This is a genomic window from Devosia sp. RR2S18, from assembly GCF_030177755.1.
Classification (GTDB): Bacteria; Pseudomonadota; Alphaproteobacteria; order Rhizobiales; family Devosiaceae; genus Devosia; species Devosia rhizosphaerae.
This window is the reverse complement of the sequence record NZ_CP126539.1, coordinates 3,041,114-3,052,666: the sequence shown is the minus strand read 5'-3', so window position 1 is coordinate 3,052,666 and position 11,553 is coordinate 3,041,114. Positions and strand designations below refer to the sequence as shown.

The window sequence follows — 11,553 nt, the reverse complement described above, 5'->3', positions numbered from 1 at the left end:
ACGCTATCTGGCATGCGCTGCAGGAGCTTGCCCCATGAGCGAACTCTTCTCCGGCGGCTGCCAGTGTGGAGCCGTGCGCTACCGATGGACCGAAAAGCCTGACGGTGCCCACATCTGTCACTGCCGCATGTGTCAAAAGGCCTTCGGCGCATTCTACGCGCCGCTGGTCGGCGGCCTCCGCACCAAGTTCGAAGTCATCCGCGGTGAACTGGCAATCTTCCGTTCCTCCGAACAGGCGGAGCGCGGCTTCTGCCGCGCTTGCGGTACGCCGCTGACCTTCGCCTATGTCGATAGCGACCGCATCTCCGTCTCGATCGGCTCGCTTGACCATCCCGAAGCCTTTCCGCCCCTGGATCAGCATGGCATCGAAAGCCGCCATTCCTGGGTAAATGGCCTCGGCAATCTGCCCGACCAGCCGCCCACCGATCAGGAGAACCCGACGGCGGCGTTCATCCAATCGACCAATCACCAGCATCCCGACCACGACACCGGCCAGTGGCCGGCCGGATAGGTAAGCACCCATGTCCAAAGAGCGCCTCTACATCTTCGACACGACGCTTCGCGATGGCGCGCAGACCGCCGGCATCGAGTTTTCGCTCGAGGACAAGATTTCCATCACCCGGCTGCTCGAAGATCTCGGCGTCGATTATATCGAGGGCGGGTACCCCGGCGCCAATCCGGTCGACACCGAATTCTTCACCGAGCGGCGCACCAAGAACGCCACCTTCACCGCCTTTGGCATGACCAAGCGCGCCGGACGCTCCGCCGCCAACGATCCAGGGGTGCAGGCGCTGGTCAACTCCGTTGCAGACGCCACCTGCTTTGTTGCCAAGACCTGGGACTACCAGGTGCAACTGGCGCTGGAGATATCGCTCGAAGAAAACCTCGACGGCATCCGCGACACCGTTGCCGCCGCCGTCGCTGCCGGCAAGGAGGCGCTGGTCGATTGCGAGCACTTTTTTGATGGCTACAAGGCCAACCCGGACTATGCGCTCGCCTGTGTCGAGGCCGCGCTCGAGGTCGGCGCCCGATGGGTGGTTTTGTGCGACACCAATGGTGGCACTATGCCCGCTGAGGTTACCGCTATTGTCAGCAGTGTGCTAACCATATGCCCCGGTGAGCGGCTCGGAATCCATGCCCATGATGATACCGGCCAGGCCGTCGCCAACACTCTCGCGGCCGTCGAAGCGGGCGCCCGTCAGATCCAGGGGACCCTCAACGGGGTAGGGGAACGCTGCGGCAACGCCAACCTCGTTACCATCATCCCAACCTTGATTCTAAAGCCGTTTTTCACCGATCGCTTCGAAACTGGCATCGACGAAACACACCTTCAAAGGCTCACCAAGATATCTCGCGCCTTGGATGATCGCCTCAATCGCGCACCGTTGCGCCAAGCGCCCTATGTCGGTGCGTCTGCCTTCGCCACCAAGGCCGGCATTCACGCCTCAGCCCTCCTCAAGGACTTCTCCACCTACGAGCATGTGCCGCCCGAAAGTGTCGGCAATGAGCGCTCCATAATGGTGAGCCAACAGGCTGGTAAATCTAATCTTTTGACCGCTCTGTCCCGCCACGGCATTGAACTTGCCAAGGATGACCCGCGTCTCGAACGCTTGCTCGCGACGGTCAAGGAACGGGAATCCCGCGGCTATTCCTATGACGGTGCCGACGCTTCCTTCTGCGTGCTCGCGCACGAAGTGCTTGGCACTTTGCCCAGCTTCTTCCAGGTCGAGAACTACCGCGCCAGCGTGGAGCGGCGACACAATGCCTACGGCGAAGAGGTCACGATGACCGAAGCTGTGGTCAAGATTCGGATCGATGGCGAACTTTTGATGTCGGTCGCCGAAGGCAACGGGCCGGTCAATGCGCTCGATCTCGCTCTGCGCAAGGACCTCGGCAAGTATTCAACCTATATCGAAGATATTGAATTAGTTGACTTTAAGGTCCGTATCCTGGACGGCGGCACGGGCGCGGTCACCCGTGTATTGGTAGAAAGCCGTGATGGTGCCGGCGAGCGGTGGTACACCATCGGCGTCTCCCCCAATATTATTGATGCATCCTTTGAAGCTCTGTATGAGTCGCTCACATATAAGCTGTTGAAGACTGATGCGGCGCAGGGGACAGCAGAGAAAGTCGCGTAACAAGGGCAGCCTTCCGACGGGTCGCGCCTGCCGCAAATGTCCCGGAGGACGAACTGGCCGATCCCGCTCCCAACCAACCACTGGCGCTGACTGTTGGCGCCGCGGCGGTTACCCTTGTTGTCATTATTGGCGTTCTAACAGGTCCAACCCTCGTCACCTGCTTTAAATCTCCCGATGGCATGGGCGTTTGTCTACGCGACCGGATGACCAACGCCGGACTGCTACCGCCTGCCGATCCAGTTGTAGCCGAGGCAGAGAACCTGGAACCGGTTGGACAAGTGGCGACCATCGCTCCCGAGGTGGACGCGGCCATAGCTGAACCTGAGCTGGACGTTACTCCTCCAGCCACCGCAGACATCGACAGAGCCGTGGCGGGCAACGTCGTGACAGCAACCTTCGGGCTTCTGCGCGCAGAGCCGGACGGCTCAGTGGTCATCGCGGGCAGCGGTACTCCCGGGACGCAGGTTGAGGTCTATTCCAACGGCGAACTGATCGGAACCACAACGGTGGAAGCGAGCGGCGACTGGGTCCTTGTGCCCGATCAGCCGATCAGCCCAGGGGGAAGCGAGATCACTCTGGCTGAAGTCGGGCGCGAAGGGCGCTCGGCAGAGTCCATTGTCGTGGTCATCAATGAAGACCGAAGCAGTGAGCCGCTGGTGGTAGCCAGCACTCCGGGAGAAGCCAGTGACATTCTGCAGGGTGGGCGTTCCGTAGAGGACCGTACCCAGCTCGCCGCGACCGATCCTGTTGGCGGCGACGAACAGCCTGAGAGGCAAGAGGAGCCGCTTGCCGCTGTGTCGTCGGAGCCTGGGTCTGCTTCTCCTGAGCCGGTCCCTTCGGGTAAAGAAGAGACAATGGAAGTGGCCGCACTTCCCGACCCACTTACACCCGACGCCGATCTGCCTGCAGTGTCTGCTGCTGATCAAGAGGTACCAGCGGAAACTGCAGCATCCGCTGAGAGTGACGTTGCTACAGCCGTTGAGCCTGAGGGGGCGAGCGAGTTCGGAGAACAGGGCGACGAGGAAGATACAGGTTCGGCGACATCCGCGCCGACTGCTCCGGCGCAAGTGACGACTAACGACGCCGCTCAAGCGGAAGATAGCGGTGAATTGGCGGATGCCCGCCGAGACCAAATCCATCAAGCAGCAGTCGAGACCGATGGGCCGACACCGGAGGTCGACACCGAGGGGACGCAAGACCCTGCAGGTGGCAGTGCTGCACTAACGACGGACGGCGGCTCGCCCGCCGAACCTGCCGACGCGCAGACGGACCCGGTTCCGGCCGCTGCACCCTCGGCCCCGGATGAAACGACGCCGGAGCAGACCGAAGTCTCAACAGCGAATGACGCTTCGACCGATGAGTCCGCAGTGAACGCCGAGACCGAACAAGCTCGGATCACCGATGATGAGGTTGGTTCGCCTGCAGTTGCCGACGCTGGAGAAACGGCGCCGGAGCCCCCAGAGGATGTTGCGGTTGCGACAGCCAATCCCGAGGAGCCGACCTCAGAGCCAACGATGTTCGAAGGCACCCCGCCTACCATCGACGCCATCGAGATCGAAGGCGATCGCACCTTCTTTGCGGGTGCCGGGCCTGAGGGGGGCATCGTCCGCCTCTATGTCGATAACAGCTTTGTTGCCGACACGATCGTTCGAAACGGGCGCTGGTTGGCTGAGGCAGGTAACGTGCTCGCCAAGCCAAGTCAGCGTGTCCGCGTCGACCTGCTCGAGCCCGGCAGCGCTGACGTGCTTGCCCGCGCCGAGGTGGACTTCGTGGTCGACCTACCCGAGGAGAACCTCCGCGTCGCCGAGGCGGATACAACCGCTGAGCCTGCCACGACCATTGGGTCAGGCGAGGGTGATGCCTCTTCTACAGAAGGTGCCGCCGAAAATGCGCTAGATCCGGAGGATACCCCCGCTTCTAGCAGCACGGACGGATCAAGTTCCGTAGAAAACCAGTCGGCCTCGCCGTCCAGTGGCGTGAGTGAAGAAGCGGAAAGCTCACCCGAGCCGACCTTCGAAATGGTCCCGTCGCCAGATTCGGCCGAAGATGTTGCGCCATCGTCCCCACAGTCCACTCCGCAGGCGGGTGGCTCTCCAGTAACGCCGACCGTTGATCCGGTCGCGTCAGATCGTGCCCAGCTAAATGGGGATGTGCAGGAGACGACTCGCGCAGGTTCGAGTCTTGACCTCGCTGAGGACGAAGACATAGCGCGCGGCGGCACCGCTGCCAGTCAGTCGAATGTCGCCCCAGTCAACGAACAGTCGACGCCTCGAACGACCACAGCCGCAGGAGAGGCTGCATCGTCGCAGTCCCAGGACTCCGCTCCGCCGGTGGACGACGCGGTGGTTGCTGGCGCCGATGAGCCTGGAACGGCAAACGAAGGTGCCGACGAGGCCGCTATCGCAGAGGTTGCGCCTAGCGTCGACGCGAGTTCCGACTCCATACAGACAGAAGAGGGCGGTGCTGGTGGGATCGTGCCGTCCGCTGCATCCAACCCGGGGCCAGCCACGGACCCTACCGGGCAGCCCGCGCCTGCCGAAGCAGCAGCCGCTGGAGAGTCGGAGACACAAGCTGGTCAACCGGCACGGAGGCCGACCGCCGCCGACGACGATGCTTCCACCGTATCTTCGGAGATGCCGACCCCCGCCCAAGCGCCAACGGATGGACAGGCCCCTCAGCCTTCAGCGAGCGAGCCCATGATAGCGGCTGCCGAACCGCAGTCCGCCGCCCCCGCCGCTCCGTCACAATCAGACCTAGCGGCCCTTCAGCCGGTGCCCGAGCAGGGCTTGGGAGATGAAGTTTCGGTGGAGCAAGCTACCGCCGAGCAGGCGGGCAACGAAGAGGGAGTTCCCACTATGGTGGCGGTCGCAATCGGCGACCCGGAAGCACAGCGGTTTGCCTCCGGCAAAGCCATCATTCGGCGCGGCGATAACCTCTGGACTATCGCCCGGCGAGTCTATGGCGAGGGAATGAAGTACACCACGATCTATCAGGCCAACACTGGCCAGATTCGCGATCCCGATCGCATCTATCCGGGGCAGGTGTTCGAACTGCCGGCCGAAATCTTCGAGTAGCACCATACCAGCGCCGGTCCCCTTCGGGAGCGGCGTGTGGTTGTGGAGAAGAAGGGAGACTTCCGCACTGCGCTGCCTCTCGCGCTATTGACGCGGGCGGTCGCAATGCCCATTTCTATCGTCAATCACCGATAATAGCGTTGAACCCATGCGTGACGACGACATTGCCAATATCATGCGGGCGCTCGGTCATCCTGTCCGCCTCAACATCTTGCGAATACTCGCCACTCAGCAACAGGGCCAGTGCTGTTGCGCCGACGTGACCGAGTCGCTGCCTCTGGCACAATCAACAGTGTCGCAGCATATCAAGGTTCTGCTCGATGCCGGTTTGATTCAGCGCCAACCTCGTGGTACCCGCAACTGCTACATCGTCCAACACGATCGTCTCCAAGCCCTTGGCGAGGCTTATAGCGGCATGATTGCTGGCTTCAGCCCCAGCGGCGCAAAACTCACAGCAGAGACCGCTTAATGTCCGCAGATAGCGTCGAGAAGAAGCCGTCCGTTAGCGCGGACGAGGGGTCGGTTGTCTCGACCATTCGGAACCTGTGGAGCTATATGTGGCCGGCAGACAGGCCGGATTTGCGCCTGCGTGTGGCGCTCGCCATCGGTGCGTTGCTCCTGAGCAAGGTGGCGACGACGCTAATCCCATTTGCCTATAAGGGCATTATCGATAGCCTTGAGGGTTCCAGTCCTGACCCGGCAGTGATCCTGGGCCTTGCGGTCCCGATCATTCTCGTCATTGCCTACGCGCTTGGCAACGTCATCGATGCAGGCTTCCAGCAGTTGCGCGATGTGCTCTTTGCCAGTGTCGGCCAGAATGCCGTCCGCAAGTTGGCGCTCCAGACTTTCCACCACATGCACCGCCTCTCTCTGCGCTTCCACCTGGCGCGCCGCACCGGCGGCTTGAGCCGGGTCATCGAGCGCGGCACCAAAGGCATCGAGACGGTGGTGCGTTTCGCTATGCTCAACATCGCCCCCACGATCATCGAATTCGTCATCGTGGCGGTGATCTTCGTCTGGATGTTTGGCGTCAGCTACTTGGGTGTCTTGGTCCTGATGATCTGGGGCTATCTCTATTTCACCATCAAGGCCTCGAACTGGCGCATCACGATCCGTCGGGACATGAACGAGTCCGACACCGATGCCAACGGAAAGGCAATCGACAGCCTTCTCAACTATGAAACGGTGAAGTACTTCGCTAACGAGCGGATGGAGGCGCAACGCTACGACGCCTCCATGGCAGGCTACGAGCGTTCGGCCATTCGCATCTGGACTTCGCTCGGCTTTCTGAACTTCGGTCAGGCGCTGATCTTCTATGGCGGTTTCCTGGTCATCTCCGTTATGGCCGTTCTCGGCGTTATGGATGGAACCCTGACGCTCGGCGACTTCGTGCTGCTCAATACCTTCCTGATGCAGATTTACCGGCCGCTCAACTTCATCGGCTTTGTCTACCGGGAATTGCGCCAAGGGCTTACCGACATCGAGGAGATGTTCAAACTGCTCGATCAGGATCCCGAGATCGAAGACAAGGTAGGCGCCACGCCACTCAAAATTACCGGCCCGGTAATCCGGTTCGAAGACGTCCACTTCGCCTACGATGAAGACCGTCAGATTCTGAAGGGCGTGAGCTTTGAAGTTCCAGCCGGCAAAACAGTGGCAATCGTCGGGCCGACTGGCGCTGGCAAATCCACCATCTCGCGCCTGCTTTATCGATTCTACGACGTAACGGGCGGCGCCATTACCATCGACGGGCAGGATTTGCGTGACGTCACACAGGAGAGCCTGCGTGCCTCGATCGGCATGGTGCCGCAAGACACAGTGCTGTTCAACGATACGATTGGCTACAATATCCGCTACGGCCGCCCAGATGCCACCGATGAGGAGGTGCGTACCGCCGCCTCGATGGCCCAGGTCGGCCCCTTCATCGAGAGTCTGCCCAAAGGCTATGATACGCCAGTAGGAGAGCGGGGGCTAAAGCTCTCCGGCGGTGAGAAGCAGCGGGTTGCGATCGCTCGCACCATTCTCAAGGCACCGTCGGTCCTGATTCTCGACGAAGCCACCTCTGCCCTCGATACCAAGACCGAGCGCGATATTCAGTCTGCTCTTGATGAAGTCTCGAAGGGGCGTACCACGGTGGTGATTGCTCACCGGCTCTCAACAGTAGTGAACGCACACGAGATCCTGGTGCTGCGCGAAGGGCAAATTGCCGAGCGGGGCAACCATGCAACGCTTCTGGAGCAGGGAGGCATTTACGCGCAGATGTGGAATCGCCAGCGCGAAGTCACCGAGGCTGAAGAGCAACTGCGGCAAAAAACAGCTGATCCCGATGGCTACTTCAAGCGCAAGGAAGAGGCGGCAGAGTAGGGGCTAAGTCGCTCCCCTCGTGAGGGGGAAAGTACCCTCAATCTGCGCGCCTCCGCTCCGATGGGCTGCGCCGGGCCGCGGAAAGATGATAGAGTGGCTGGATGAGCGCCATTAATCTCCATCCCGCCACGCCCGAGCAGAAGACCGTGCTCGCCAATCTCATTCAGCTCTATCTCTACGACATGACCGAGTTCATGCCGTTTCCTGTCGGCAGGGATGGCCACTTCGAATACCAATATCTCGACCGGTTCTGGCGGTATCCGTACCTCATCATGTCTGACGACGAGATCACTGGATTTGCCCTAGTGATCGACACATGTCCGCTAACCGGAAGGTCTCCCTGCTGGTTTATGGCGGAGTTCTTCGTGCTGAAATCTTATCGCCAACGCGGCGTTGGCAGGGCGGCGATCGAGCTCGCATTGGAAGCTCATCGCGGGCTATGGCACGTCGCCGTTCCCCACCCCAATCATTCGGCCCAAAGCTTCTGGCGGAAGCTGCTAGCAAATCGAGCCGCGGGCGTGAGCGATATTCACTTCGACGACACCGATTGGCGGCTGTACGAGCTCAACCTCGCGTAAAATCCTTGGCAAACAAGCATTGGGCTGGAAATAGAAAGGCCCGCATCGCTGCGGGCCTGTCGTGCTTCTTGGCCTCACTCGGCCGCTTCGGGGCGATCGGGCCGCTCGTTGTTCTTTAGACCCGCGTCCGGACTGACGATGTAGCGGCGAGAGCCATCGGCATCCGCCGGGATCTCCAGCGCCATGCCATCGAAGCCAGCAGGCACGGCCTGGGCTGACTGACCACCGCGACCGGTCACGAACCGGCCAAATCGACCGAACTGATGTCCGGTCCACTTGATCTGGCTCCACATTACGCTTGGAGCGGTGATCATCACCGGAACCATGATCAGCGTCAGCGCCGTGGAGAAGAAAAGACCCGAGACCAGTGCCGCCGAGAGGTGGATGAACCAGGAGCCAGCGATGCCGCCCACCACGATCTCGCGGCGGAGGAAGTCGAACTCCACATTTGCCCACATCGGGATCACGCCCAAAGCCGTCAGGAACGCCGTCAATAGCACCGGTCGAACACGCTGGGCAGCAGTAAGCAGCATGGCCTTCACCGCCTCGACACCCTGATGGCGATGGTAGTCGTTATAGGTGTCGATCAGGACGATGCCGTTCTTCACCACAATGCCCGCCAGCGCCACGATGCCCAGCCCGGTCATAATGGCCGAGAAGCTCATACCCGTGATCAGCATGCCCAGCAGCACGCCAGCCACCGACATAATGACGGTCGTGAGGGTCACCATCACCTGATAGAAACTGTTGTACTCGAGCAGCAGCACAAAGAAGATCAGGAACATCGCCATGCCGAAAGCCTGCATGATGAACGCGTTGGCGTCGCCCATCTGTTCTTCCGCGCCACCGAAGGCTACCGTCACCGTATCGGGAAAGTCCTGCTCGGCGATCCAAGCCTGGACCTCCTCAACCACATCAGCTGCATAGACGTCCTCGGGCAGGTTCGCCAGACCGGCGGCTACCGGCATGACATAGACTTGGTTTCGCCGCTCGATACTTGCCACCTTCGGCACCGCTGTGCGGTCAATGAAGTTGCTGACCGGAATAAGGCCATTTGCGGTTGCGATGCGCATTGAATCGAGCGCGTCAAAGGTGCGCTCGTCTTCGGGAAGCCGAACTTTGATGTCCAACTCTTCACCGGTTTCCGCGTCGCGATAGGTACCAAGGTTCACGCCCGAGGTGACGAGCTGAACGTAGGGCGCCAACTCACGCACGCCTATGCCGTATCGTCCAGCCTCGTTTCGGTCGATTGTTATTTGCCAATCGATCCCAGGGGAGGGGCGGCCGTCTTCGATATCGACCGTGTTGGGCAACGACTCAAGGTGGCTACGAATGGCGGCGACGACCGGCACCAGATCATCATAGCTGGTGCTTTCCACCCGCATATTTATGTCTTTACCAGCCGGCGGGCCGCTCTCGGCGGCAAGCACCTGGATGTCGAGCCCTGCGAACCCGGCAACACGCTCACGGATGTCGCTGAAGATTTCCTCGGCCCTCACGCGGTGGTTGTAATCCATTAGTTGCAACTGGAAGTTGCCAATCGTGTCGGGTGGCGTCGAGCCGAAAGCACCGGTCGAGCCGAACTGCATGATCACGTCCTGGATCCCCTGGACCTGCATCAGCTCTGCCTCGACCTGCATCAGCATGTCGCGGATCTCTTCGGGCGAGTAGTTGCCTCGCCCGACCACGGCCACGGTCGCGTATTCCGGTTCAGAGGCCGGGAAAGCTTCACTACCGGTGGGGTTCTGTGCGTAGGTGACAAAGATCGCAGCAATGATGCCAAAACCCACCACAAGGGTCGGCAAGGGCCACCGCAAAAGCTTTTCAAGCACCCGGACATAGACGCCCGTCACGCCACGGACTTTCCGGGAGTCGAACTTGTCCGCGTACATAACGATGTCAGCGGCTTCCTTTGCCTTCTGGTCCACATGCGTGGAGGCGATCGCAGCACCGATGACAGGCATGAAAATGAGGGCAGAGATTAGCGAAGCTACCATGACAATGATCACGATCATCGGCAGGTAACTCATGAACTTGCCGATGATCCCCGGCCAGAACAGCAGGGGCACGAATGCCCCCAGCGTTGTGGCGGTAGCACCGACGACGGGCACGAACATCTTGCGTACCGCTAGGATGAAGGCTTCCTTCTTGGAAACCCCCTCCTGCAACTTGCGCTCGGCATATTCCACGACCACGACTGGGTCGTCGACGAGCACACCAACAGCGATCACGAGGCCGAACATGACCATCATGTTGATGGTCATGCCGAGCATCTGAGCTACCAGAAACGCCATCATGAACGACAGCGGGATTGAGAGGCCAATCATGATGGCTGGGCGAACGCCTAATGTCGCCACGCAGGTGATCAGCACCAGTGCCACAGCTGTCAGAACAGCCGCTTCCAACGAGCGGAACATGCTGGTGGTCGTTTCAGCCTGGTCCAGGAAGAAGCTGTACTCCACGCCTTCGGGCCAGGTTTCTGCCAATTCAGCGGTGGTTGCTCGTACCTTGTCCGATACATCGATGATGTTCGTGCCAAGCTTCTTGGAAATGCCCAGGATCATGGCTGGAGAGCCATTTACCTGAGTATATTCAGTTGCGTCTTCCAAAGTGCGGGTGATGGTCGCCACGTCGCCGAAGGTGACGACGGTATTGCCGTCGGTCTTGAGCGGCAGCTCATAAACATCCTTCGCAGTGGTGATAAGGCCAGGAACCTCGATATTAAACGAGCCCTGTCCCGTGTTCAGAGTGCCGCCGGGCACCACCATATTGTTGCGGTTCAGCGCATCGAAGAGCTGATTGGCTGTGAGCCCATAGGCTTCAAGACGCAGCAGATCGATCCTCACCTCGAGGACTTCCTCACGCGCACCGGAAAGCACCGCCTCGCGTACTTCTGCAATCCCTTCTAGGGAGTCCTGCAACTCCTCGGCTCGGCGCACGAGCTCCTTTTCCGGGGCGCTGCCATAAATGGCCACTGATATGATCGGCTGACCAACGAGATCGACTTCATGTACGCTGGGATCGTTCGCGTCTTCTGGCAATTCCGCGCGCAGTGCGTCCATTCGGGCGCGCGTATCCTGCAGTGCTTGGTCCTTGTCGGTGTTGATATCGAACTCGAGAAAAACCGACGCATGGCCGGTGGTCGATGTCGAGTTGATATTGACCAGGCCTGGGAGCGTGGCGAGCTCCTCTTCGGCGGGCTTGGCGAGCAAATTCTCCGCGTCTCTGGGCGAAACGCCCGTCTGGCTGATCGAAACGTAGAGATACGGCACATCGATTGCCGGGAAACTCTCCTTGGGCAGCGACACATAGGCCGAGACTCCGGCCGCCACCATGATCACCATGATGGTCAGGACGACGCGCGGCATTCTCAGAATTTTTTCGATGAAATCGAGCATG

7 protein-coding genes are annotated in these 11,553 nt (G+C 60.3%); 6 read left to right on the top strand and 1 reads right to left on the bottom strand.

Annotated elements, in window-relative coordinates; translation table 11 throughout:
* Nucleotides 1-34 precede the first annotated feature (34 nt).
* From QOV41_RS15010 to QOV41_RS14985, 6 genes are all read left to right on the top strand, one after another.
* Nucleotides 35-511: a GFA family protein gene (locus tag QOV41_RS15010; RefSeq protein WP_284577605.1), complete on the top strand. Its 477-nt coding sequence runs from the start codon at nt 35-37 to the stop codon at nt 509-511.
* Between the two features lie 10 nt (nt 512-521).
* Nucleotides 522-2,138 (top strand): citramalate synthase, encoded by a 1,617-nt coding sequence (gene cimA / locus QOV41_RS15005; protein ID WP_284577603.1) that lies wholly within the window; start codon nt 522-524, stop codon nt 2,136-2,138.
* A 203-nt stretch (nt 2,139-2,341) separates the two neighbouring features.
* A complete protein-coding gene (locus QOV41_RS15000) occupies nt 2,342-5,212 on the top strand; it encodes a LysM peptidoglycan-binding domain-containing protein (protein ID WP_284577602.1) in 2,871 nt (956 codons plus the stop codon).
* A gap of 148 nt (nt 5,213-5,360) precedes the next feature.
* On the top strand, nt 5,361-5,681 hold the full coding sequence (locus QOV41_RS14995; RefSeq protein ID WP_284577601.1) for an ArsR/SmtB family transcription factor: 321 nt from the start codon (nt 5,361-5,363) through the stop codon (nt 5,679-5,681).
* Nucleotides 5,681-7,576 (top strand): ABCB family ABC transporter ATP-binding protein/permease, encoded by a 1,896-nt coding sequence (locus QOV41_RS14990; RefSeq protein ID WP_284577600.1) that lies wholly within the window; start codon nt 5,681-5,683, stop codon nt 7,574-7,576. The genes QOV41_RS14995 and QOV41_RS14990 overlap by 1 nt, the downstream gene beginning before the upstream one ends.
* A 101-nt stretch (nt 7,577-7,677) precedes the next feature.
* Nucleotides 7,678-8,154, top strand: a complete 477-nt coding sequence (locus QOV41_RS14985) for a GNAT family N-acetyltransferase (protein ID WP_284577599.1) — start codon at nt 7,678-7,680, stop codon at nt 8,152-8,154.
* A gap of 74 nt (nt 8,155-8,228) precedes the next feature.
* On the opposite strand, the gene QOV41_RS14980 is transcribed toward QOV41_RS14985, so the two are convergent.
* Nucleotides 8,229-11,552 (bottom strand): efflux RND transporter permease subunit, encoded by a 3,324-nt coding sequence (locus QOV41_RS14980; RefSeq protein WP_284577598.1) that lies wholly within the window; start codon nt 11,550-11,552, stop codon nt 8,229-8,231.
* Nucleotide 11,553: the final 1 nt, after the last annotated feature.